At 66.0% G+C, this 23,009-nt stretch carries 19 protein-coding genes; 8 read left to right on the top strand and 11 right to left on the bottom strand.

Annotation, left to right across the window (positions count from 1 at the left end; genetic code table 11):
• The first annotated feature begins 59 nt into the window (after positions 1 to 59).
• Entirely contained in the window at positions 60 to 2,432 is a 2,373-nt protein-coding gene (locus XI08_RS13510; protein WP_271574757.1) for a xanthine dehydrogenase family protein molybdopterin-binding subunit, read from the top strand.
• A gap of 178 nt (positions 2,433 to 2,610) precedes the next feature.
• On the opposite strand, the gene XI08_RS13505 is transcribed toward XI08_RS13510, so the two are convergent.
• Complete coding sequence (locus XI08_RS13505) at positions 2,611 to 3,411, bottom strand: hypothetical protein (RefSeq protein ID WP_271574756.1); 801 nt, start codon at positions 3,409 to 3,411, stop codon at positions 2,611 to 2,613.
• Between the two features lie 106 nt (positions 3,412 to 3,517).
• Between XI08_RS13505 and XI08_RS13500 the strand changes: the two genes are divergently transcribed.
• From XI08_RS13500 to XI08_RS13490, 3 genes are read left to right on the top strand one after another with little or no spacing between them, the layout of a single operon-like run.
• The gene (locus tag XI08_RS13500) at positions 3,518 to 4,021 is read left to right on the top strand and encodes a YaiI/YqxD family protein (protein ID WP_271574755.1); all 504 of its coding nucleotides are present in this window, start codon (positions 3,518 to 3,520) and stop codon (positions 4,019 to 4,021) included.
• A gap of 2 nt (positions 4,022 to 4,023) precedes the next feature.
• Entirely contained in the window at positions 4,024 to 5,835 is a 1,812-nt protein-coding gene (locus XI08_RS13495) for an ABC-F family ATP-binding cassette domain-containing protein (RefSeq protein WP_271574754.1), read from the top strand.
• A gap of 28 nt (positions 5,836 to 5,863) precedes the next feature.
• The gene (locus tag XI08_RS13490) at positions 5,864 to 6,943 is read left to right on the top strand and encodes a D-TA family PLP-dependent enzyme (protein WP_271574753.1); all 1,080 of its coding nucleotides are present in this window, start codon (positions 5,864 to 5,866) and stop codon (positions 6,941 to 6,943) included.
• Positions 6,944 to 7,114: 171 nt separating this feature from the next.
• On the opposite strand, the gene XI08_RS13485 is transcribed toward XI08_RS13490, so the two are convergent.
• The 8 genes from XI08_RS13485 to XI08_RS13450 form a co-directional block, all read right to left on the bottom strand.
• On the bottom strand, positions 7,115 to 8,347 hold the full coding sequence (locus tag XI08_RS13485) for an NAD(P)/FAD-dependent oxidoreductase (RefSeq protein WP_271574752.1): 1,233 nt from the start codon (positions 8,345 to 8,347) through the stop codon (positions 7,115 to 7,117).
• Between the two features lie 152 nt (positions 8,348 to 8,499).
• Entirely contained in the window at positions 8,500 to 9,417 is a 918-nt protein-coding gene (locus XI08_RS13480; RefSeq protein WP_027543106.1) for an SDR family NAD(P)-dependent oxidoreductase, read from the bottom strand.
• Between the two features lie 230 nt (positions 9,418 to 9,647).
• Positions 9,648 to 10,127, bottom strand: a complete 480-nt coding sequence (locus tag XI08_RS13475) for a MaoC family dehydratase (RefSeq protein WP_271574751.1) — start codon at positions 10,125 to 10,127, stop codon at positions 9,648 to 9,650.
• A 130-nt stretch (positions 10,128 to 10,257) separates the two neighbouring features.
• Positions 10,258 to 11,976: an AMP-binding protein gene (locus XI08_RS13470; protein ID WP_271574750.1), complete on the bottom strand. Its 1,719-nt coding sequence runs from the start codon at positions 11,974 to 11,976 to the stop codon at positions 10,258 to 10,260.
• A 126-nt stretch (positions 11,977 to 12,102) separates the two neighbouring features.
• Positions 12,103 to 12,990 carry a 3-hydroxyisobutyrate dehydrogenase gene (gene mmsB / locus XI08_RS13465; RefSeq protein ID WP_271574749.1) on the bottom strand — a complete coding sequence of 296 codons (888 nt, stop codon included), beginning with the start codon at positions 12,988 to 12,990 and terminating at the stop codon, positions 12,103 to 12,105.
• 30 nt (positions 12,991 to 13,020) lie between these two features.
• Positions 13,021 to 14,088: an enoyl-CoA hydratase/isomerase family protein gene (locus XI08_RS13460; RefSeq protein ID WP_271574748.1), complete on the bottom strand. Its 1,068-nt coding sequence runs from the start codon at positions 14,086 to 14,088 to the stop codon at positions 13,021 to 13,023.
• Entirely contained in the window at positions 14,085 to 15,230 is a 1,146-nt protein-coding gene (locus tag XI08_RS13455) for an isobutyryl-CoA dehydrogenase (RefSeq protein ID WP_271574747.1), read from the bottom strand. The genes XI08_RS13460 and XI08_RS13455 overlap by 4 nt, the downstream gene beginning before the upstream one ends.
• 22 nt (positions 15,231 to 15,252) lie before the next feature.
• Complete coding sequence (locus tag XI08_RS13450) at positions 15,253 to 16,749, bottom strand: CoA-acylating methylmalonate-semialdehyde dehydrogenase (RefSeq protein ID WP_271574746.1); 1,497 nt, start codon at positions 16,747 to 16,749, stop codon at positions 15,253 to 15,255.
• 103 nt (positions 16,750 to 16,852) lie between these two features.
• On the opposite strand from XI08_RS13450, the gene XI08_RS13445 reads away from it, so the two are divergent.
• On the top strand, positions 16,853 to 17,776 hold the full coding sequence (locus XI08_RS13445) for a LysR family transcriptional regulator (RefSeq protein ID WP_271574745.1): 924 nt from the start codon (positions 16,853 to 16,855) through the stop codon (positions 17,774 to 17,776).
• A 122-nt stretch (positions 17,777 to 17,898) separates the two neighbouring features.
• Here XI08_RS13445 and XI08_RS13440 read toward each other — a convergent pair whose 3' ends face one another.
• On the bottom strand, positions 17,899 to 18,519 hold the full coding sequence (locus tag XI08_RS13440; RefSeq protein WP_271574744.1) for a TetR/AcrR family transcriptional regulator: 621 nt from the start codon (positions 18,517 to 18,519) through the stop codon (positions 17,899 to 17,901).
• 64 nt (positions 18,520 to 18,583) lie between these two features.
• A complete protein-coding gene (locus XI08_RS13435; protein ID WP_271574743.1) occupies positions 18,584 to 19,117 on the bottom strand; it encodes a PaaI family thioesterase in 534 nt (177 codons plus the stop codon).
• Positions 19,118 to 19,270: 153 nt separating this feature from the next.
• On the opposite strand from XI08_RS13435, the gene XI08_RS13430 reads away from it, so the two are divergent.
• The 3 genes from XI08_RS13430 (at position 19,271) to XI08_RS13420 (ending at position 22,927) form a co-directional block, all read left to right on the top strand.
• Positions 19,271 to 20,041: an enoyl-CoA hydratase gene (locus tag XI08_RS13430; RefSeq protein ID WP_271574742.1), complete on the top strand. Its 771-nt coding sequence runs from the start codon at positions 19,271 to 19,273 to the stop codon at positions 20,039 to 20,041.
• A gap of 281 nt (positions 20,042 to 20,322) precedes the next feature.
• Entirely contained in the window at positions 20,323 to 21,519 is a 1,197-nt protein-coding gene (locus XI08_RS13425) for an acetyl-CoA C-acyltransferase (protein WP_271574741.1), read from the top strand.
• 112 nt (positions 21,520 to 21,631) lie between these two features.
• A complete protein-coding gene (locus XI08_RS13420) occupies positions 21,632 to 22,927 on the top strand; it encodes an MFS transporter (RefSeq protein WP_271574740.1) in 1,296 nt (431 codons plus the stop codon).
• Positions 22,928 to 23,009: the final 82 nt, after the last annotated feature.

The following is a 23,009-nucleotide window of genomic DNA, read 5'->3' as shown; positions in this document are numbered from 1 at the left end:
GTCCGGCCCCCCAAGCGCCCCCCCAAAACGCGCAATTGCCGGCTTTTCAGGTCAATTCCATGCAAGAACACACCAAATCGTCCACGCTCGAAAACGCTATTGCACTGCAAAAATACGGCGTCGGGCAGCCCGTCCGCCGCAAGGAGGACGACACCCTGGTCCGCGGCAAGGGCCGCTACACCGACGATTTCAACCTGCCCGGCCAGGCCTATGCCGTGGTGGTCCGCTCGACCCATGCCCATGGAATCATCCGCGGCATCGGCCTTGATGCCGCCAAGGCGATGCCGGGCGTGCTGGGAGTCTGGACCGGCAAGGATCTCGATGCGGCCGGCTATGGCCCCTTCACCTGCGGCCTGCCGCTGAAGAGCCGTGACGGCTCGCCCCTGCTCCAGACCAACCGCCAGCCGCTGGCGACCGACAAGGTCCGCTTCGTCGGCGATCCCGTCGCTTTCGTGGTGGCGGAGACGCTGGCCCAGGCGCGCGATGCGGCCGAGGCGGTCGAGCTCGACATCGAGCCGCTGCCGGCGGTGACGGACCCCGAGGAGGCCGCGAGGCCCGGCGCGCCGCAGCTCTACGACCACATCCCTGATAACGTCGCGCTCGACTACCATTATGGCGACGTGGACAAGATCAATGCGGCCTTTGCCGGCGCCGCCCATGTCACCAAGATCGACATCGAGAACACCCGCGTCGCCGTGGTCTCGATGGAACCGCGCGTGGGACTTGCCTCCTACGACAAGAAGGCCGAGCGCTACACGCTCCAGGTTCCGACGCAGGGTGTCGCCGGCAACCGCGCCAACCTCGCCAAGAACCTGAAGGTGCCGAACGAGAAGGTGCGCATTCTCACCGCCAATGTCGGCGGCTCCTTCGGCATGAAGAACATCAACTATCCCGAATACATGTGCATCCTGTACGCGGCCAAGGCGCTGGGACGCCCGGTGAAGTGGCTGGACGAGCGCTCGACCAGCTTCCTCTCCGACAGCCACGGCCGTGCGCAGAAGATTCATGCCGAGCTCGCGCTCGACGCCGAGGGGCATTTCCTCGCGGCCAAGCTTTCCGGTTACGGCAATCTCGGCGCCTACATCACCGGCGTTGCGCCGGGCCCGCTCTCGCTCAACACCGGCAAGAACTTTTCCAGCGTCTACCGCACCCCGCTGATGGGCATCGACATCAAGACGGTGCTGACCAACACCACGCTGATGGGCGCCTATCGCGGCGCCGGCCGGCCCGAGGCGAACTACTATATGGAACGGCTGATCGACCGCGCCGCCGACGAGATGGGCATCAACCGGCTGACGATGCGCAAGCGCAACTTCATCAAGCCGAACCAGATGCCGTTCCCGGCCTCCTCCGGCGTCACCTATGACAGCGGCGACTTCCAGGCGGTCTTCAACAAGGCGCTCGAAATCTCCGACCACGAGAATTTCGCCAAGCGCAAGAAGGAGAGCAAGAAGGCCGGCAAGCTGCGCGGCATCGCCGTCGGCTCCTATCTCGAGGTCACCGCGCCGCCGAGCCCCGAGCTCGGCAAGATCGTGTTCGATCCTGATGGCAGCGTGCAGCTCATCACCGGCACGCTCGATTACGGCCAGGGCCATGCCACCCCGTTCGCGCAGGTGCTGTGCGCCCAGCTCGGCGTCCCCTTCGAGAGCGTCCAGCTGGTGCAGGGCGACAGCGACATCGTCCACACCGGCAACGGCACCGGCGGATCGCGCTCGATCATGGCGAGCGGCATGGCGATCGTCGAGGCCTCCAAGCTCGTGATCGAAAAGGGCAAGCGCGCCGCCGCGCACATGCTGGAGGCCTCCGAAGCCGACATCGAGTTCGAAGGCGGCAGCTTCACCATCGCCGGCACCGACCGCAGCATCGACATCATGGAGCTCGCCAAGCGCCTGCATGACGGCAAGGTGCCGGAGGGCGTGCCTGACTCGCTCGACGTCGACCACACCAGCGAGCCGGTGCCCTCTGCCTTCCCGAACGGCTGCCACGTCGCCGAAGTCGAGATCGACCCTGACACCGGCGTGGTGCAGATCGTGCGCTACAGCGCGGTCAACGATTTCGGCACGGTGATCAACCCGCTGCTGGTCGCAGGCCAGCTTCATGGCGGCGTCGTCCAGGGCATTGGACAGGCGCTGATGGAGCACGTCCGCTACGACGAGAGCGGCCAGCCGATCACGGGCTCGCTGATGGACTACGCGCTGCCGCGCGCCGAGGACGTGCCGAACATGACGGTCGGCGACCACCCGGTGCCGGCCACGACCAATCCGCTCGGCAGCAAGGGTTGCGGCGAAGCCGGCTGCGCCGGCAGCCTGTCGACCGTCGTGAACGCCGTGCTCGACGCGCTCTCCGACCACGGCATCAAGCACATCGACATGCCGCTGACGCCGGAGCGCGTGTGGCGCGCGATCCAGGACGCGAAGGGCAAGGCGGCGTAAGACAGCCTTCCTTCATAGACGGTCACGCGCCGCTTCCACACGCACACTGTCATCGCCCGCGAAGGCGGGCGATCCAGTACTCCGAGGCAGTAGTGATTGACCGAGAAGCCGCGGCGTACTGGATTCCCCGCCTTCGCGGGGAATGACAGCGAGTATGAGGAGGCGCCTTGCCCCTTCCCTACGCCGCAGCCTCCTCGCGTGGCTGGTAGATCGCCGTGTGCTGGCAATGCGCCAGCGGTGTCGTGCCGTTGGCGACGACCAGCGCGTCGAGCTCGACGAAGCGGTGGCCCTTCTTCTCGTAGTTCGCGGTCACCTTGGCCCGCGCAACGATCTCGTCGCCGGCGCGCGCGGGCGACAGCAGCTGCATGCGGCTGCCGGCGTGGATCCATGGCCCCAAAATGGTGTTGTCGACGAGGACGCGGTTCATGACGCGCTGGATCAGGCCGGGATGGCCGAGCCCCTCGCGCGCGAAGATCGGATCGATTTCCCTGATGTCGGCGAGATAGTCCGCGGCCGCCTGCCCGATCCATCGGCGCGGCTCTGTGCCGAGCCATTTGCCGGTCTCGAAGGTCGCGGGGCCGACCGGCTTGCGCTCGGCGACCGCGGGGACCGCAAGATAGTCGTTCAAATCCACCGCCGGCGCGGCCGCCGGCAGCGAGGCCGTCCCGGTGGCGCAGAGTTCGGTGCGGCTGAACACTTCAATTGTCAGCAGACCATTGTGCTCGGTCGCGTCCACATCGGCCGTCTCGCCGTCATAGACCGGCTTGATGAAGCGGGCCTCGACCAGTCCGCGTGACAGGAAATCGCGGCCCCAGCGCGCCAGCGGCACATGCATCATGTAGGCGAAGACATCGACGCCGGGCACCAGCCCGCCTGAGAAGCCGAAGCGACGCGCCACCTTGTCGTCATGCATCTTGTTTTCGGATTGTTTGGCGGTGTTGTAGGCCTCGACGCGGTAGGTCTCGAGCCGGTTCGGCATGGCTGCCCTTCCCCAAAATTCCTGCTGTTTCGGGCCGATCGTAGGCGCCAGGGAACACCGGTCAATCCCCTCGCCTTTGCGGCCCGAATGGGCTACCACCCCGCCAATGACTGACACGCCCACCCGCATCTATGTCGACGCCGACGCCTGTCCGGTGAAGGACGAGATCTACCGCGTCGCGCTCCGGCACAGCGTGCCCGTGCGCGTGGTGGCCGGCAACTTCATTCGCGTGCCGCAGGATCCACTGATCGAGCGCATCGCGGCGGGTGCCGGCATGGATGCCGCCGACGACTGGATCGCTGAGCGCGCCAAGCCCGGCGATGTCGTCGTGACCTCCGACATTCCGCTCGCGAGCCGCTGCGTGAAGGCGGGCGCCGACGTGATCGCGCCGAACGGCAAGCCGTTCACCGAGGAATCGATCGGGATGACGCTGGCGGTGCGCAATCTCATGACGGATCTGCGCTCGGCCGGCGAAGTCACCGGCGGCCCGCGATCGTTCGCACCGCGCGACCGGTCGACGTTCCTCTCGGCGCTCGACCAGACGCTGCGCCGGATCCAGCGCCGCCGCGCTGATGCGGCCGCAACGAGCCAGAATTCAAGTCAGGGCTGACGATGGCGCCGCCGCTGATCCAACTCAAGGACATCAAGCTGACGTTTGGCGGCACGCCGCTGTTGAACGGCGTCGAGCTCAACGTTGCGACCGGCGAGCGGGTCTGCCTGATCGGCCGCAACGGCTCGGGCAAATCAACGCTTCTCAAGATCGCGGCCGGCCTCGTCGAGTCCGACGGCGGCACGCGCTTCGTGCAGCCGGGCGCCACGATCCGCTATCTGCCGCAGGAGCCTGACTTCGGCGACCACAAGACCACGCTCGCCTATGTCGAGGCAGGGCTTGCGCCCGGCGACGACCAGCATCAGGCGCGCTATCTCCTCGAACAACTCGGGCTGACCGGCGACGAGCACCCGCACAACCTCTCCGGCGGCGAAGCTCGCCGCGCGGCGCTCGCGTGTGTGCTTGCGCCCTCGCCCGACATCCTGCTGCTGGACGAGCCGACCAACCATCTCGATCTCTCCACCATCGAATGGCTGGAGCAGGAGCTCGACAGCCGCCGCAGCGCGCTGGTGCTGATCAGCCACGACCGCCGCTTCCTCACCAATCTCTCGCGTTCGACCGCCTGGCTCGACCGCGGCCGGATCAAGCAGATCGACCGCGGTTTTGCCTCGTTCGAAACCTGGCGCGACGAGGTGCTCGCCGAGGAAGAGCGCGACCAGCACAAGCTCGACCGCAAGATCGTCGACGAGGAGCACTGGCTGCGCTACGGCGTGTCCGGCCGGCGCAAGCGCAACGTCACGCGGCTTGCCAATCTGCACACGCTGCGCGACCAGCGCCGCAACTATCGCGGCACCGCCGGCAGCGCCAATCTCGCAGCCGCCGAGGCTGAGCAGTCCGGCAAGCTGGTGATCGAAGCCAAGGGCATCACCAAGGCCTATGGCGAGCGCAAGATCGTCGACAATTTCTCCACCCGCATCCAGCGCGGCGACCGGCTCGGAATCATCGGGCCAAACGGCGCCGGCAAGACCACGCTGGTGAACCTCCTGACCGGCGGCATGCAGCCCGACTCCGGCATCGTCCGGCTTGGTGCCAATCTTGAGACGGCCACCCTCGACCAGCACCGCGAAAGCCTCGATCCCAAATCGACGCTAGCCGAGGCGCTCACCGGCGGCCGAGGCGATCAGATCATGGTCGGCGGCAAGCCGAAACATGTCGTCGGCTACATGAAGGATTTCCTGTTCGCACAGGAGCAGCGCGGCACGCCGGTGGAGGTGCTCTCGGGCGGCGAGCGCGGCCGGCTGATGCTGGCCCGCGCGCTGGCAAAACCGTCGAACCTGCTGGTGCTGGACGAGCCGACCAACGATCTCGACCTGGAAACGCTCGACGTGCTCGAGGACATGCTCGGCGACTACGAGGGCACCGTGATCCTGATCAGCCACGACCGCGACTTCCTCGACCGCGTCGTGACGTCCGTGATCGCGCCCGAGGGCAATGGCAGATGGATCGAATATGCCGGCGGCTACAGCGACATGCTGGCGCAGCGCGGCGCGGACTTGAAACGCGAGACGGCGAAGGCGCAAGCCCCCGCGGAGAAGAAAGAGGAGCGGCAAGCGGCTCCCGCATCCGCGCCAAAACGGCGTTTGAGCTTCAACGAGAAGCACGCGCTGGAAACGCTGCCGAAGAAGATGGAAAAATTGCAGGCCGACATCGCCAAGCTGCAACGCGTGCTCGACGATCCCAACCTCTACGCCAAGGATCGCAAGAAATTCGACGACACCTCAGCCGCGATCGCCAAGGCGCATGACGAATTGTCCGCCGCCGAAGAGCGCTGGCTCGAACTCGAAATGCTTCGCGAAGAAATTGAACAGGCTTAGCGCGTATTCCGCCAACTAGGGGACTGCCATGACAACGATTCTCGCCGCCAAGATCGCCCGCGAATACGGTACGCCCTGCGCCGTCATCGACATGGACAAGGTCGAGCGCAACATCGCGCGGATCCAGAAGGCCTGCGACGACGCCGGAATCGCCAATCGTCCTCACATCAAGACGCACAAGAACCCGACGATCGCAAAGATGCAGGTCGCGGCCGGCGCCAAGGGCATCACCTGCCAGAAGATCGGCGAGGCCGAGATCATGGCCAATGCGGGGATCGACGACATCCTGATCAGCTACAATCTGCTCGGCGAAGAGAAGATGGCGCGGCTCGGCGCGCTGCAGGCGAAGGCGAACATGACGGTTGCCGCGGACAATTCGACGGTCGTCGCAGGTCTGCCCAAGGCCGCCGCGGCCTCGGGCCGTCCGCTCTCGGTGGTGGTCGAATGCGATACGGGCCGCAAGCGCGCGGGCGTCGAGACACCGGCGGAGGCGATTGCGCTGGCGCGCGAGATCGCCGGGTCCAAAGGGCTCGAGTTCGCCGGCTTCATGCTCTATCCGACCGAGAGCGGCTGGGCGGACGCGCAAAAATTCTACGACGAGGCGCTGGCCGGCGTGCGCGCGCACGGGCTGGATGCAAAGATCGTCTCGACCGGCGGCACGCCGAACCTCGTCAATCTCGGCAAGCTCAAGGGCGGCACCGAGCATCGCTTCGGCACCTACATCTACAACGACCGCATGCAGGTCGCGGCCGGCTCCGCCACCTGGGACGACTGCGCGCTGCACATCTATTCAACCGTCGTGAGCCGCGCCGCGCCCGAGCGCGGCATCCTCGATGCCGGCTCCAAGACGCTGACCACGGACACCGGCGGGCTCGACGGCCACGGCCTGATCCTGGAGCACCCCGAAGCCAAGATCGCGCGCTTCGCCGAGGAGCACGGCTTCCTCGATCTCTCCCGCAGCAACACCCGGCCGAATGTCGGCGATGTCGTGCGCATCGTGCCCAATCATGTCTGCGTCGTCGTCAACATGATGGACGAGGTGCTGATGGTCCGAGGCGAGGAGATCATCGGCACGCTGCCGGTGGCGGCGCGCGGGAAGCTGCGCTAGGCGTGCTGCGGAGCGCCCGCGTCGTCCTTCGAGGCTCGCTCGGCGGTGAATCGCCGAGCTCGCACCTCAGGATGACGCTCTCGCTTTAGTCCGTCGTCGCGACGACGCTTTCCCTGAGCCGTCACCCTGAGGTGGCCGCTTCTTCAGCGGCCCTCGAAGGGCGACGGCGTTCTAAGAACGCTTCAGCCACTCCAAGACGCCCCTACCCGCGGCAGCCCCCGTCGCGAACGATGCCTGCAACAGGTAGCCCCCCGTCGGCGCCTCCCAATCCAGCATTTCGCCGGCGGCGAAGACGCCGGGCAGCTTGCGGATCATGAAGCCCGCGTCGAGCTCGTCAAACGAAAGGCCGCCTGCAGTCGAGATCGCGCGATCGATCGGGGCGACGCCGGTGAGCCGAACCGGAATTGCGTTGACCAGGTGTGCGAGCTCGGCCGGCGAGAACGAGGCCAGCGGCCGGCCCGATGCGATGGCGGCCTCCTGCATCAGGCCGATGCCGACCGGTGACAGCTGCGCTGCCTTGCGCAGGAAGTTTGCGAGCGATTGCTTGCCGCGCGTGCCCGACAGGCGCACGGTCAGCGCGGCAGCGTCGAGGTCGGGCCGCAGCGCGATTGTGAGCGTCGCCTGTCCGAGACCCAGCACCGCCTCACGCAGCTCCGCCGACAGCGCATAGATCGCGCCGCCTTCGATGCCGCCGCGGGTGATCATCGCTTCGCCGCGCACCGTGTGTGCACCGATCGTCAGCGCGACGCCCTTGAGCGGCTGGCCCTCGAAACGGTCACGGAACAATTCGGACCATGCGACCGTGAAACCGGAATTGGCCGGCCGCAGCCTCGAGATGGCAATGTCTTTGGACGCGAGGATATCGACCCAGCTGCCGTCCGACCCGAGCCGCGGCCAGCTTGCGCCGCCGAGCGCGAGCACGGTGGCGTCGGCTGCAACGGCGGAGGTGCCGCTCGATGTTTGGAACAACAACCGCCCTTCCCCGTCCCAGCGGGTCCAGCGATGGCGGAATGCAAACCGCACGCCGGCGGCGTCGAGCCGCCGCAGCCAGGCGCGCAGCAAGGGCGAGGCCTTGAACGCTTTTGGAAACACGCGGCCGCTGCTGCCGACGAAGGTCGGCTCACCCAGTGCCTCGCTCCAGGTCCGCAGCGCGTCAGGTGAAAAGGCTTCGACCGCCGCTTGCAGCTTCGGCGTCGCCTCGCGATAGCGCGGCATGAACTGCGGCAGCGGCTCGCTGTGGGTGAGATTGAGCCCGCCCCGGCCTGCCATCAGGAATTTACGGCCTGCGGACGGCATCGCGTCGTAAACGGTGACACGCGCCCCACCCTGCGCCAGCACCTCGGCCGCCATCAGCCCGGCGGGACCTGCGCCGATGATGGCGACGTGGGATTCGGATGGTGTCATGGCGGGAGTTTAGGCCAGATTCTCGCGCCGAAAACAGCGTCATTCCGGGGCGCGCCCGCTTGGGCGCGAACCCGGAATCCATTGGGCGGCAGTTTCTGTAGCACGATGGATTCCGGCTCGTCGCTTTGCGACGCCCCGGAATGACAGTGGAGCTAGAGCTTGATCCCCGCCCTCGCCGCGGCCTGCGCCACATATTTCTGCGTCTGCTCGAACGCTCCCGTCAGCGCCTTCGCCTTCGACATGTCGCTGATCTCAGCGAAATGCGCGGCGATCGCGTCCGGCGTCCATTCGGACTCCGGCAGGTTGACGCCTTCGCTCTCGACAATCTTGATCACCGCGAAGGAGCCGGCGCCGGCGCCCATAATGGTGCGGGTCGGCGCATCCTCGCTCAGCATGTACTCGACGGCCGGCGTGATCGCGTTCGGCTTCATCAGTTGCAGCGCCTGCGGCGGCAGCAGTTCTTCGGTCATGCGGGTCGCCGCGGTCGGCGAGATGATGTTGACGCGGATGTTGGTCTTGCGGCCCTCCTCGGCCAGCACGTTCATCAGGCCGACCATGCCGGACTTCGCCGCGCCGTAATTGGCCTGGCCGAAATTGCCGTAAAGACCGGAGGACGAGGTGGTCAGCACGATGCGGCCGTAGTTGCGGTCGCGCATGCCGGCCCAGGCCGCCTTGCAGCAATAGAAGGTACCGACGAGATGCACGTCGAGCACCTTCTGGAAATCGGCGGCCTCCATCTTGCCGAACGACTTGTCGCGCAGAATGCCGGCATTGGCGCACAAGAGGTCGACACTGCCCCACTCCCTGGTGGCGCGCTCGACCATCGCGGTGACCTGCTCGAAATTGGAGACGTCGGCGCCGTCGGCCATCGCGGTGCCGCCTGCCTTGCGGATCTCCTCGACCACGGTTTCCGCCGGCGACAGCGAGCCGCCGGTGCCGTCGCGCGCGCCGCCGAAATCGTTGACCACGACCTTCGCGCCGCGGCTGGCCAGCCCCAGCGCATGCGCCCGTCCGAGGCCATTGCCCGCGCCGGTGACGATGGCGACGCGTCCGTCAAACCTGATTGCCATTGTGCTTCCTTTCTTCCTTCTCCCCTTGCGGGAGAAGGTGGCGCGCAAGCGCCGGATGAGGGGTATCTCGCCACAGCCGAGTCCGCGGAGAGATACCCCTCACCCGGCTTCGCGTTCCGCGAAGCCACCCTCTCCCACAAGGGGAGAGGGTAAGAGCGCTCCGCGCGAGATTTGGACAGCTTTTGAGCAGCGATGGATTGCCGGGTCAAGCCCGGCAGCGACGCGTGGTATCAGGCGAAATAGATCAGGCCGAGCCAGTCGGCGACGAGCGCCGGCTTGTCCTCGCCTTCGATCTCCACCGTCACGTTGGTGCGGGATTGCAGTTCATTGGGCTTGCGCAGCCTGGCCTCCGCCAGCACGAACCGGCCGCGGACGCGCTTTCCCGAGCGCACCGGCGAGATGAAGCGCAGCTTGTCGAAGCCGTAATTGACGCCCATCGTGGTGCCGGCGATGACAGGCATGACTTCATAAGACATGATCGACAGCAGCGACATCGTCAGAAAGCCGTGCGCAATCGTGGTGCCGAACGCGGTCTCCTTCTTCGCCCGTTCAGGGTCGACGTGGATGAACTGGTGATCCTCGATCACGTCGGCATAGGTGTCGATGCGGGGCTGGTCGATCAGGTGCCATGACGACACGCCGATCTCCTTGCCGACCATGGCCTGATAGGCGTCCAGCGCAATCGGCGGCTTCTTCCAGACTTCGTTCATTGATAGCTCCTGGTGTCGTCATTCCGGGGCGATGCGGAGCATCGAGCCCGGAATCCATCGCACCGCAGAGCGTGTTGCGAAATGGATTCCGGGCTCGCGCTTCGCGCGCCCCGGAATGACGAGATCTCACTTAACTTTCACCCCTGGCTTTCGGCAGTTCCGGAAAATCCTCTTCCCGGAATTCCCGGCCGCGCAGGGGATCGCTGCGATCGTCGTCGCGTTCCAGCCGTCGTAGCTGTACGCGACGGATTTTGCCAGAGATCGTCTTCGGCAGCTCCGTGACGATCTCGAGGCGGCGGATGCGCTTGAACGGCGCAAGGCGCGTATGCAGGTGCTTGAAAATCGACAGCGCCGTCTCCGGCGTTCGCTCCGCGCCCGATGTCAGCAGCACGAAGGCCTTGGGGATCGACAGCCGGATCGGATCCGGGCTCGGCACCACGGCAGCTTCGGCGACGAGCTCGTGCTCGAGCAACACGCTTTCCAGCTCGAACGGGCTGATGCGGTAGTCGGAGGATTTGAAGACGTCGTCGGAGCGGCCGACGAAAGTGAGATAGCCGTCTTCGTCTTCGAACACGACGTCGCCGCTGCGATAGAGCGTGCCTTCGGCGCCCGAGAGCTTGCCGTCGTCGCCTTGATAGCCCTGCATCAGGCCGGCGGGACGGCTCGCCCCGAGCACCAGCGTCACCTCGCCTTCCTTCGCCGGGTTGCCGTCGGCATCGCTGACCTGCACGCGATAGCCCGGCAGCGGCCGGCCCATCGAGCCGACCTTGATGTTTTGCCCGGGCGAGTTGCCCGCCAGCGCCGTCGTCTCGGTCTGGCCGTAGCCGTCGCGGATGGTAAGGCCCCAGGCTGCCTGCACCTGATCGATCACTTCGGGATTGAGCGGCTCGCCGGCGCCGCAGACCTCGCGCAACGCGACCTTGAACGACGCCAGGTTCTCCTGGATGAACAGCCGCCACACCGTCGGCGGCGCGCACAGGGTGGTGACGCCGCACCGGCCGATGGTGGCAAGCAGCGCCTTGGCATCGAAACGCGGCTGGTTGACCACGAACACGGTGGCCCCCGCGTTCCACGGCGCGAAGAAGCAGCTCCAGGCGTGCTTGGCCCAGCCGGGCGAGGAGATGTTGAGATGGACGTCGCCCGGCTTCAGCCCGATCCAGTACATGGTGGAGAGATGGCCGACGGGATAGCTGCGCTGGCTATGCAGCACCAGCTTTGGCTTTGCCGTCGTGCCCGAGGTGAAATAGAGCAGCATCGGGTCATCGGCGTTGGTGGGGCCGTCGGGCGCAAAACTCTCCGGAGCTTTCGTCGCCTCGTCATAGGCGAGCCAGCCATCCGAGGCATCACCGACCACGATGCGCACGACATTCTCGGCGCCAAGGCTCGCGAACTTCGCGACCTGATCCTGCGCGGCGACCACCGCCTTCGCCTTGCCGCGATCGAGCCGGTCGCGCAGCTCGTCGGCGGTGAGCAGCGTGGTGGCGGGAATGACGACGACACCGAGCTTCATCGCAGCCAGCATGGTCTCCCACAACGGGACCACATTGCCGAGCAGCAGCAGGAGATGGTCGCCGCGCTTCAGGCCCTGCGCGCGGAGGAAGTTGGCGACCTGGTTGGAACGGCGCGACAGCGCCGCGAAGGACAATTTCGTCTGCCGGTCCTGTGCGGCATCGACGATCCAGAGCGCGGGCCGGTCCCTGCTCTCCGCATTCGCCGCCAGCCCGGCGTCGAACCAGTCGAGCGCCCAGTTGAAGGGAACCGGATCGGGCCAGCGGAAGCCTTTGACCGCCGTCTCGTAATCCGTGCGGTGTTGCAGAAGGAACGCGCGCGCTTCCTGAAATGTCGTCATGGTCCGAGCCCGTCGAATTGACCTTCCAGCGTAGCCCGGATGGAGCGAAGCGCAATCCGGGGCCGCAATTGGAAGGAGTTGATCCGGATTTCGCTTCGCTCCATCCGGGCTACGGGCACAGCCTCGCTATTTTCCGGCGAGGCTGCGAACGTGCTTGATAATTCCGGAAAAATCCACCCCGCCCTGACCCGCCTTGTCGAAGGCCTGATAGATCTCCTGCGCATGCTGGCCGAGCGGCGTGGCCGCGCCCGTGGCCCTGGCGGCGTCCTGCGCCAAGGTCAGGTCCTTCACCATCAGCGCCGAGGCAAAGCCGGGCTTGTAGTCGTTGTTCGCCGGCGAGGTCGGCACCGGGCCCGGCACCGGGCAATAGGTCGTCAGCGACCAGCACTGGCCCGACGAGGTCGAGGCAACGTCGAACAGCGCCTGATGCGAGAGCCCGAGCTTCTCCGCCAACGCAAACGCCTCGCTCACCGCGATCATGGAAATGCCGAGGATCATGTTGTTGCAGATCTTGGCCGCCTGGCCGGCGCCGGCGCCGCCGCAATGCACGATCTTCTTGCCCATGTTTTCCAGCACGGGCTTCGCCGCCGCAAACGCCTTGTCGTCGCCGCCGCACATGAAGGTGAGCGTCCCGCCCTTGGCGCCGCCGGTCCCGCCGGAGACCGGCGCATCGACCGAGAGCACGCCGTTCTTGGCGGCGAGCGCGTGGGCCTGGCGCGCGCTCTCGACGTCGATGGTGGAGGAATCAATGATCAGCGCGCCCTTGGTCATGACGGGGACGACCTCGTTCCAGACGCCGAGCACGTGCTTGCCGGCCGGCAGCATGGTGACGACGACATTGGCGCCCTTCACCGCGCCCGGTGCGCTGTCGGCAATGCCCGCGCCATCGGCCTTGGCTTGCGCGCGCGAGGCCTCGACGAGGTCGAACGCGACGACCTTGTGGCCGGCCTTGACCAGATTGGCGGCCATCGGGCCGCCCATGTTGCCGAGACCGATGAATGCGATCGTGGCCATTGTCGTTTCCTCCGCTGAACGTTTCGTTGATTAGTTGAACTTCAATTCGTCGGCGCCAATCTCGGCGAGATACGGCGCAAGCATGTCCGGTGTGACGTCCTCGATCCGCGGCGGCGACCAGGTGGGGTTGCGGTCCTTGTCGATCACGGCGGCGCGCACGCCCTCGCGGAAATCATCGCTGCGGAACACTTCCAGCGCGGCGCGATATTCGCGCACCAGACATTCCTCCAGGCTCGACGCGGTGCGGGCCAGGCGCAACAGCTTCAGCGTCACCACCATGCCGCGCGGCGATTTCTCGCCGAGCGTCTTCAGCGTGGCCAGAGCGAATTCGGAACCGTCACGCTTGAGGGCGGCGACGATGTCCTCCATGCGATCGAAACCAAACAGCGCATCAATCATCGGCTCCTTCGCCGCCACCGGCCCTGCGGTCTCGCCGGTCGCAAAGCCATTGATGAGCTTGCCGACCTCGGCCGCCGTTGCGCCGGAGTTCAGCTTCGTCAGGGCCTCGCGCAGCTGCGGGAGTTTCACTGCCGGCACCACCCAATCAGCGAACTTGGCGTGGATCGCATCCGGCCCATTCATGGTCTGGCCGGTCAGGCCGAAATAGGTGCCGATCTCGCCCGGCGAGCGCGACAACAAATAAGTGCCGCCGACATCCGGGAAGAAACCAAGCCCGACCTCGGGCATTGCGAGCTTGGTGCGGTCAGTGACGACGCGATGGCTCGCATGCGCGGAGAGACCGACACCGCCGCCCATCACGATGCCGTCCATGAAGGCGACATAGGGCTTTGGGAACTTCTTGATCCGGGCGTTGAGGATGTATTCCTCGCGCCACAGGATCTTGCCGAGATCGCCATGGTCCTTCGCGCTTTCCCAGAGCGTGCGGATGTCGCCGCCGGCGCAGAGGCCGCGCTCGCCCGCGCCCTCCAGCAGGATCACGGCGACGGCCGGATCGGTCTCGAAACGGTCGAGCGCGGTCTCGATCTCGCGAAACATCTCGAGGGTGACGGCATTGATGGCCTTGGGACGGTTGAGCCTGATCACGCCGACCGCGCCCTCAACGCGGGCGACCAGATCGCCCTCTTCAACTGCATTCATCGCGCGCCCTCGATCAGTTTGCGCGCCACGATGAGCCGCATGATTTCATTGGTGCCTTCGAGGATCTGGTGCACGCGCAAATCGCGCACGATCTTCTCGATGCCGTATTCGCTGAGATAACCATAGCCGCCATGGAGCTGGAGCGCCTGGTTGGCGACCTCGAAACCGACATCGGTGCCGAAGCGCTTGGCCATCGCGCAGAGCATGGTGGCGTCAGGGTCCTTGCGGTCGAGCGCAGCTGCGGCCCGCCACAGGAAGGTGCGCGCGGCCTCGAGCTCGATCGCCATGTCGGCAAGCTTGAATTGCAGCGCCTGGAATTCGTCGAGGCGTTTTCCAAACGCCTTGCGCTCCTTCATATAGGCGCGCGCCTTGTCGAGCGCCGTTTGGGCACCACCAAGAGAACATGCCGTGATGTTGAGACGGCCGCCATCGAGGCCGGCCATCGCGATCTTGAAGCCGACGCCATCCTCGCTCAGCCGGTTGGTAACAGGCACGCGGGCGTTCTCGAATATCACGGCGCGGGTCGGCTGCGCGTTCCAGCCCATCTTGCGCTCGTTGGCGCCGAACGACACGCCGGGTGTGTCGCCGTCGATGACGAGGGTCGAGATGCCGCCGGGGCCGTCGCCGCCGGTCCGGACCATCGCGACCAAAAGGTCGGTGCCGCCGGCGCCCGAGATGAACTGCTTCTGGCCGTTGAGGACGTAGTGATCGCCATCGCGCACCGCGCGGGTGCGTAGCGCCGCGGCATCCGAGCCGGCACCCGGTTCGGTCAGGCAGTAGCTGGCGATCAGCTCCATGGTGCAGAGCTTCGGCAGCCATTTGTGGCGCTGGGTGTCGCTGCCGTAGGCATCGATCATCCAGGACGCCATGTTGTGGATGGAGATGAAGGCCGACGTCGTCGGGCAGCCCGTCGCCAGCGCCTCGAAGATCAGCGCCGCGTCGAACCTGGTCATGGCGGAGCCGCCGACATCCTCGCGGATATAGATGCCGCCCATGCCGAGCGTCGCCGCCTCGCGCATCACGTCGACGGGGAAATGCTTCTCCTCGTCCCAGCGCAGCGCGTGCGGCGCGATCTTTTCCGCCGCAAACGCCAACGCCATGTCGCGAACCGCGACCTGATCCTCGTTCAGAGCGAACTGCATGGGTGCCTCGCTCTTGAGAGGATCACTTCATCAGCGGGATCGAGAACTCCGCGCCTTCCTTGACGCCGGAGGGCCAGCGCGAGGTCACCGTCTTGGTCTTGGTGTAGAAGCGGACCGAATCCGGACCGTGCTGGTTGAGGTCGCCGAAGCCCGACTTCTTCCAGCCGCCGAAGGTGTAATAGGCGATCGGAACCGGGATCGGCACGTTGATGCCGACCATGCCGACATTGACCTTGGCCGCGAAGTCGCGCGCGGCGTCGCCGTCGCGGGTGAAGATCGCAACGCCGTTGCCGTAGTCATGCTCCGACGGCAGCGCCAGCGCCTCCTTGTAGTCGTGCGCGCGCACGACCGAGAGCACGGGGCCGAAGATCTCTTCCTTGTAGATCCGCATGTCCTTGGTGACGTTGTCGAACAGCGAACCGCCGAGATAGAACCCTTTCTCGTAGCCCTGCATCTTGAAGCCGCGGCCGTCGACGGCGAGCGTCGCGCCTTCCTTGATGCCGATGTCGATATAGCCCTTGACCTTCTCGACGGCTTCGCGCGTCACCAGCGGGCCGTAATCGGCCGACGGATCGATCGAGGTGCCGATCTTCAAGGACTCGACGCGCGGGATCAGCTTTTCCATCAGGCGGTCGGCGGTGGACTTGCCGACGGGCACCGCGACCGACACGGCCATGCAGCGCTCGCCGGCCGAGCCGTAGCCCGCACCGATCAGCGCATCGACCGCCTGGTCCATGTCGGCGTCGGGCATGATGATGGCGTGGTTCTTGGCGCCGCCGAAGCACTGGCAGCGCTTGCCGGTCTGGGCGGCGCGCTCATAGATGTATTGCGCGATCGGCGTGGAGCCGACGAAGCCGATGGCCTTGACATCGGGATCGTCGAGGATGGCGTCGACCGCTTCCTTGTCGCCGTTGACGACGTTGAGGATGCCGGCCGGCAGGCCCGCCTCCATCATCAGTTCGGCAAGCAGCATCGGCACGCCGGGATCGCGCTCCGACGGCTTGAGGATGAAGGCATTGCCGCAGGCGATCGCGGGCGCGAACTTCCACATCGGAATCATCGCCGGGAAATTGAACGGCGTGATGCCGGCGACGACGCCGAGCGCCTGACGCATCGAATAGATGTCGATGCCGGGGCCGGCGCCCTCGGTGTACTCGCCCTTCATCAGGTGCGGGATGCCGCAGGCGAATTCCGCGACTTCGAGGCCGCGCTGGATGTCGCCCTTGGCGTCGGGCACGGTCTTGCCGTGCTCACGCGCCAGCAGCTCGGCGAGCTTGTCGTAGTCGCGCTGCACCAGCTCGACGAATTTCATCATGACGCGGGCGCGGCGCTGCGGGTTGGTCGCGGCCCATTCCGGCTGCGCGGCGCGGGCGTTCTCGACGGCAGCGCGGACCTCGGCCTTGGACGCCAGCGCCACCTTGGCCTGGACGTCACCGGTCATCGGCTCGAAGACGTCGGCGGTGCGGCCAGAGGTACCCTTGACCTCCTTGCCACCGATGAAATGTCCGATTGAACGCATGGAATAATCTCCTTGGAAGCCGAGCCTGATCGCTTTGACAAATCCTATTGACCTGCATTTTATAGGATTCAAGTCTGTTATATTGCACCATAGATGTGCGAAAATGCTGGATCAAGGTAGCATCGACTGGGACGACTTTCGCTTCGTGCTGGCCATCGTGCGGGGCGGCTCGGTTTCGGCTGCGGCAAAACAGCTCGGCGTCGACCATGCCACCGTGATCCGCCGCGTCGACCGGCTGGAAAAGCACCTCTCGGCAAAGCTGTTTGACCGGCGCAAGACCGGCTATCTCCTCACCGAGGCCGGCCAGCGCGTCGCCGACAGCGCCGAAGCGATGGAATCGACCATCGTCGCCAACCAGGAACAGGTCGGCGGCTCCGTGGCGCGGCTGACCGGAACGGTGCGGATCGGTGCGCCCGATGGCTTCGGCACCGCCTTCCTGGCGCCGCGGCTGGCGCCCTTCGCGGACCGGTATCCCGATCTCGATCTGCAACTTGTGGCAACTGCGCGGCTGTTCAGTCTCTCCAAGCGCGAGGCCGACATCGCGATCAGCCTGACCATGCCGAAGGAAGGCCGCATCGTCGGCCGCAAGCTGCTCGACTACCGCCTCGGGCTCTATGCCTCCCCCGCCTATCTCGACCGCTTCCCGACGATCGTCTCGCGCGAGGTGCTGCCGCAGCACCGCTTCGTCGGCTACATCGAGGAGCTCCTGTTCACGCCGGAACTCGATTATCTGCCACAGGTGTCGCCGCGGATTTCCGCCCGCTTCCGCAGCGCCAATTTGATCGCACAGCTCAACGCCACGCTCTCGGGCTTCGGCATCGCGGTGCTGCCGCATTTCATGGCGAGCGAATACCCGCAGCTTGTCGCGGTGCTGCCCGAGGAGATCTCGATCACCCGGACGTTCTGGATGCTGATGCACGCCGACAGCAAGGATCTCGCCCGGATCAGGGCGGTGGCGGACTACATCGGCGAGATCGTGGAGCGCGAGCGGGCGTTGTTTGCGGGGCGGCAAGCACCGATCCGGTAGGGTGGGTTAGCCGAAGGCGTAACCCACCTCTTCTGTCTCGGCAGATAAACACAGTGGTGGGTTACGCCAGCGACCGCGCTTCGCGCAGCCGCAAGGCTAACCCACCCTACAACGGCATCTCGCTAATTCTGCTTCGGCTTCTTCGCCGCCGTCACCTTCGGCTCACGCTTGGCGCCGTCCAGCGCGCTGTCCCTGCCCGCCTTCAGCACCTCGTCCGACAGCTCGCTGGAGCCGGCAATGCGCGCCAGCAGCATGGTGCCGGCCATCGTCGCCAGCGTCGCGATCGCCTGCTTGCGCGCGGCCTTGCGCGGCAGGTTCGGGATGTAGTCGGTCATCATCTCGATCATCTCGTCGAGCTTGCCGGAAAAGGCTTTTCGCGTCTTCGGGCTCTCGCGGGCGATCTCTGCGCCCAGCGCGGGAATCGAGCAGCCATGGCCGGGATTGTCGCGGTGCAGCGCGGAGAGATAGGTCTCGGCGATCAGCGCCAGCCGCTTCTCGGGAGAGACCTCGCCACTGATCTTGCGCCAGTGCTCCATCGAGCGGTCCATGGCGTAGCCAAAGGCCTCGATCACCAGCGCCTCGCGAGAATCGAAATGCGCGTAGAAGCCGCCATGGGTCAGGCCCGCCTCCTTCATGAGGTCGGCGACGCCGATGCCGTGCGCACCCTTTTCGCGCAGCCGCACCGAGGCCTTCTTCACGATGCGGTCGTGGGTTTCCTGCTTGTGTTCCCGGGAATAGCGCATGCGAGTCTCATTGAATGTCGGAGATCATCTCATAACACAGAAATGGACCAGACGGTGGATTAATTCACGTTAAGGTATTACCGATCATGGAAAAGGTTGCAGTTGCATGGACTGCGAGCGCGCCCTTGCCGTCGCGGACGAACCCCTCGGTGTAACTGGTCTGCCGTCCCAGCTTGATGATCTTGCCTTCGGCCGAGATCAGCCCGGACCGGACCGACAGCGGGCGCAGGAACGTCATTTTCAGATCGAGGGTCACGGACGACTGCCCGGCCTCCAGCCGGGTCGAAATGGCGCATCCCATGGCGGTGTCGATCAGCGCCGCGGCCGTCGCGCCATGCAGGAGGCCGATGGTATTCTCGAGATCCTCGCGCGGCTCCAATTCCATCACGATCCGGCCCGGCTCGACCACCGCCATGGTGAAGCCGATCAACTTTGCGAAGGGCGGCGGCGGCAAGCGGCCGTCGCGAATGCCCAGCATGGCGTCCATGCCCGACAGGCCCATCGCCGCTTTCGCGACCGGCGCAGGGACCTGCCAGTCCACCACACGCTCGCGACGCTGCGCGGGCGAAAACAGGTCGAGTTGATCGTTACAGGACATGGCGGCCTCTTTGTATGACAAACATCATACTATGCCACGAACTTCGCGCTGGCAACTCCGTCTCCCGGCCCGCTTGACAAGCAGCGCGTTTCGGCCCGGAAGTGATCCCGACCAGTGCGCCCGCGCACGTCCAACAAACGTCGAGATCCCACGATGGAAATGCTCAACAACCACTGCGGCGTGACGCGCGATGCGCGCGGCGTCGTCCACGTCGCGATCTGCAACGCCGGCCCGCTGAACATCCTCGGCTCGCCCGTCACCGACGCAGTGCGCGAAGGCCTGCAACAGCTCGCCACCGATCGCAGCATCCGCGTCGTGGTGCTGCGCGGCCAAAGCGAGAAGAGCATGATCGGCGGCGCCGACATCAAGGAGATGGCCAGGCTCGACCAGACATCGGCCGAGGCCTTTATCAGCCGCCTGCGCGATCTCTGCGAGGCCGTGCGCCAGTTCCCCGCCCCCGTGATCGCGCGCATGCCCGGCTGGTGCCTCGGCGGCGGGCTGGAGGTGGCCGCCGCGTGCGACTTCCGGATCGCCGCGCATGATGCGCATTTCGGCATGCCGGAGGTACGCGTCGGCATCCCCTCGGTGATCCACGCCGCGCTGCTGCCACGCCTGATCGGCTGGGCCCGCGCGCGCTGGCTGGTGATGACGGCGGAGAACATCGACGCGCCGACGGCGCTCGCCTGGGGCCTGGTCGACAAGGTCGCCCCCGAGGGCGGGTTGGATGCAGCCGTCGAGCACACGGTGAAGGCACTGCTCGAATGCGGACCCGCGGCGTTGCGGTCTCAGAAAGCACTGCTGCGGCAATGGGAGGAACTGCCGCTGACGGAGTCGGTGAATCTCAGCGTCAAGGTGTTCGGCGAGTCGTTCCTGACCGACGAGCCGACGCGCCTGATGCAGGCGTTCGTGGATCGGAAGCGGTAGCTGCCATCAGCAGGCCGTAGCCGCACCAAAGGTGTCATGCCCCGCGAAGGCGGGGCATCCAGTACGTCGCGAGCCATCGGTTCAATCACAACGGCCTCGGCGTACTGGATCGCCCGCCTGCGCGGGCGATGACAGCGAGTTGTGGGGCAAGCTTCTCCGATCGAACGACCAAATCTCATCCGAACCACGACAATTTCTCATGCCCCGCGCGGTTGCATTTTTTGCGCCGCATCATATGATGACTGTAATCTTACTCAGCCGTCATCGCAGGGAGCTCCACCATGGCCGAAGCCGCCGATCCCGTCGTCATCGTCTCCGCCGCCCGCACCCCGCTCGGCCGCTTCATGGGCGAATTGTCGCCGCTGGCTGCGCATAAGCTCGGATCGCATGTGATCGGCGCGGCGCTGGAGCGCGCAAACCTCGCGCCCGAAAAAGTTGACGAGGTCTTCATGGGCTGCGTGCTGCCGGCGGGACAAGGCCAGGCACCGGCGCGCCAGGCGGCGCGCGCCGCCGGCCTGCCTGACGCGACCGGCGCCACCACGGTCAACAAGGTCTGCGGCTCCGGCATGAAGGCGACCATGCTGGCGCACGACATCATCCGCGCCGGCTCGGCCGAGATCGTGGTCTCCGGCGGCATGGAGAGCATGAGCAATGCGCCCTATCTGCTCGCCAAGGCACGCGGCGGCTATCGCGCCGGCCACGACCGCATCATCGACCACATGATGATGGACGGGCTGGAGGACGCCTACGAGACCGGCCGCTCCATGGGCGATTTCGGCGAGGCCACCGCCGAGGCCTATCAGTTCACCCGCAAGGACCAGGACGCCTATGCGATGGAGACGCTGAGCCGCGCCCGCAAGGCGGTCGAGGGCGGCGCGTTCAAGGCCGAGATCGCGCCGATCACCCTGACCGAGAAGGCCGGTCCCCGCATCGTCGCCAATGACGAGCATCCGCTGAAGGTCGATCCCGCCAAGATCCCAGGCCTGAAGCCGGCGTTCCGCGCCAACGGCACGATCACGCCGGCAGCTTCCTCCGCAAACGCCGACGGCGCCGCCGCGCTGGTGCTGACCAAGCGCTCGCTGGCCGATCGCAACGGCCTTCCGGCGCTCGCCGTGATCAAGGGCCACGCCACCCACAGCCAGGAGCCGCAATGGTTCACCACGGCGCCGATCCCGGCGATCCGCAAGCTGCTCGACAAGGTCGGCTGGACCGCCGGTGACGTCGATCTGTTCGAGATCAACGAGGCCTTCGCCGTGGTGGCGATGGCGGCGCAGCGCGATCTCGGCATTCCCCGCGACAAGCTGAACATCAATGGCGGCGCCTGCGCGCTCGGCCATCCGATCGGCGCCACCGGCGCGCGGCTGATCGTGACGCTGCTGCATGCGCTCGAGGCGCAGAACCTCAAGCGCGGCGTCGCCGCGCTCTGCATCGGCGGCGGCGAAGCCACGGCCATAGCGGTCGAGCGGCTGACGCACTAGCCGTCATGTCCGAATTTGAGGGAAGTCTGACGTTTTAGACTTCCAGCAAATATGCCAGACTACGACGATGACGCGAGTCCCGCGAGGGACCGCCAACCCTGATTGAGGCCCAATGATCTCGAACTGGCTCGCGGCAACGCTCAGCCGCCGCAATATCCACTACGGCTGGGTGATGGTCGGCGTGACCTTCCTGGCCGCGCTGATCAGCGCCGGCACGGTCGGCGCGCCCGGCGTGTTCATCGTTCCCCTGCAAAAGGAGTTCGGCTGGAGCACGGCGGAGATCTCTTCCGCGCTGTCGATCCGCTTCATCCTGTTCGGGTTGATGGCGCCGTTCGCCGCGGCGCTTCTGAACCGTTACGGCCTGCGCAACGTCACGCTCACGGCGCAGCTGATCGTGGTCTCGGCGCTGGTCCTCTCGCTCGGCATGACCGAGGTCTGGCAGCTCATCGCCCTGTGGGGCGTCGTGATCGGGATCGGCACCGGCATGACCGCGCTGGTGCTGGGGGCGACCATCGCCACGCGCTGGTTCGCGGCGCGGCGCGGCCTCGTCGTCGGCATCATGACCGCGAGCGTCGCCACCGGTCAGCTTGTGTTCCTGCCGCTGCTGGCAAGCCTCACCGAACGCTTCGGCTGGCGGCTGGCGCTCGGCTTCGTCTGCATCATGCTCGGCGTATCCGCACTCGCAGTCCTGCTCGCGATGCGTGACCGTCCGAGCGACCTCGGCCTGCGCCCGTTCGGCGACGAAGGCACCGAGCCCCTGCCCGCCCCGCCCGTCAACCACGGCTCGATCACGGCGGTGGCGCTCGGCACGCTGCGCGACGCCTCGAAGTCGAGCGCGTTCTGGATCCTGTTTGCGACCTTCTTCGTCTGCGGCGCCTCGACCAACGGCCTCGTGCAGGTCCACCTGATCCCGATGTGCCTCGATTTCGGCATCCCGCAGGTGCAGGCCGCAAGCCTGCTGGCGGCGATGGGCATCTTCGACTTCTTCGGCACCATCATGTCGGGCTGGCTGTCGGACCGTTACGACAATCGCTGGCTCCTGTTCTGGTACTACGGCCTGCGCGGGCTCTCGCTGATCTTCCTGCCCTTCAGCGATTTCTCGTTCTACGGCCTGTCGATCTTCGCGATGTTCTACGGGCTCGACTGGATCGCCACGGTGCCGCCGACGGTGCGCCTCACCGCGCAGAAGTTCGGCCCCGAGCGCGCCAATCTGGTGTTCGGCTGGATCTTTGCCGGGCATCAGCTCGGTGCCGGCACGGCCGCCTTTGGTGCCGGCCTGTCGCGAACGCTGCTCCAGAGCTACCTGCCCGCTTTCTTCATCGCCGGCGCGCTCTGCGTGTTTGCCTCGCTGATCGTGCTGGCGCTGTCGCGGCAGCCGAAGCCGAAGGCGCAGGCTGCGATGGCGTAAGCCAACCTAGTCACGTGAATCTAAAGTTCGCCACATAAAGTCTGCTGGGCTTTGTGGCAGAAGCGTTTGACGGAAGCCAAGA

The organism is Bradyrhizobium sp. CCBAU 11361 (assembly GCF_028128935.1).
GTDB lineage: Bacteria > Pseudomonadota > Alphaproteobacteria > Rhizobiales > Xanthobacteraceae > Bradyrhizobium > Bradyrhizobium niftali.
The sequence above is the reverse complement of the archived record's forward strand: the minus strand, read 5'-3'. Positions and strand labels throughout refer to the sequence as shown.

What these genes read in the sequence shown, in the direction of transcription:
- XI08_RS13460 (WP_271574748.1), bottom strand. Translation starts at nt 14,088, where the DNA reads ATGAATGCAGTTGAAGAGGGCGATCTGGTCGCCCGCGTTGAGGGCGCG.
- XI08_RS13490 (WP_271574753.1), top strand. Translation starts at nt 5,864, where the DNA reads ATGACAACGATTCTCGCCGCCAAGATCGCCCGCGAATACGGTACGCCC.
- XI08_RS13450 (WP_271574746.1), bottom strand. Translation starts at nt 16,749, where the DNA reads ATGCGTTCAATCGGACATTTCATCGGTGGCAAGGAGGTCAAGGGTACC.
- XI08_RS13425 (WP_271574741.1), top strand. Translation starts at nt 20,323, where the DNA reads ATGGCCGAAGCCGCCGATCCCGTCGTCATCGTCTCCGCCGCCCGCACC.
- XI08_RS13435 (WP_271574743.1), bottom strand. Translation starts at nt 19,117, where the DNA reads ATGTCCTGTAACGATCAACTCGACCTGTTTTCGCCCGCGCAGCGTCGC.
- XI08_RS13500 (WP_271574755.1), top strand. Translation starts at nt 3,518, where the DNA reads ATGACTGACACGCCCACCCGCATCTATGTCGACGCCGACGCCTGTCCG.
- XI08_RS13470 (WP_271574750.1), bottom strand. Translation starts at nt 11,976, where the DNA reads ATGACGACATTTCAGGAAGCGCGCGCGTTCCTTCTGCAACACCGCACG.
- XI08_RS13430 (WP_271574742.1), top strand. Translation starts at nt 19,271, where the DNA reads ATGGAAATGCTCAACAACCACTGCGGCGTGACGCGCGATGCGCGCGGC.
- XI08_RS13455 (WP_271574747.1), bottom strand. Translation starts at nt 15,230, where the DNA reads ATGCAGTTCGCTCTGAACGAGGATCAGGTCGCGGTTCGCGACATGGCG.
- XI08_RS13510 (WP_271574757.1), top strand. Translation starts at nt 60, where the DNA reads ATGCAAGAACACACCAAATCGTCCACGCTCGAAAACGCTATTGCACTG.
- XI08_RS13505 (WP_271574756.1), bottom strand. Translation starts at nt 3,411, where the DNA reads ATGCCGAACCGGCTCGAGACCTACCGCGTCGAGGCCTACAACACCGCC.
- XI08_RS13480 (WP_027543106.1), bottom strand. Translation starts at nt 9,417, where the DNA reads ATGGCAATCAGGTTTGACGGACGCGTCGCCATCGTCACCGGCGCGGGC.
- XI08_RS13440 (WP_271574744.1), bottom strand. Translation starts at nt 18,519, where the DNA reads ATGCGCTATTCCCGGGAACACAAGCAGGAAACCCACGACCGCATCGTG.
- XI08_RS13445 (WP_271574745.1), top strand. Translation starts at nt 16,853, where the DNA reads ATGCTGGATCAAGGTAGCATCGACTGGGACGACTTTCGCTTCGTGCTG.
- XI08_RS13420 (WP_271574740.1), top strand. Translation starts at nt 21,632, where the DNA reads ATGATCTCGAACTGGCTCGCGGCAACGCTCAGCCGCCGCAATATCCAC.
- mmsB (WP_271574749.1), bottom strand. Translation starts at nt 12,990, where the DNA reads ATGGCCACGATCGCATTCATCGGTCTCGGCAACATGGGCGGCCCGATG.
- XI08_RS13485 (WP_271574752.1), bottom strand. Translation starts at nt 8,347, where the DNA reads ATGACACCATCCGAATCCCACGTCGCCATCATCGGCGCAGGTCCCGCC.
- XI08_RS13475 (WP_271574751.1), bottom strand. Translation starts at nt 10,127, where the DNA reads ATGAACGAAGTCTGGAAGAAGCCGCCGATTGCGCTGGACGCCTATCAG.
- XI08_RS13495 (WP_271574754.1), top strand. Translation starts at nt 4,024, where the DNA reads ATGGCGCCGCCGCTGATCCAACTCAAGGACATCAAGCTGACGTTTGGC.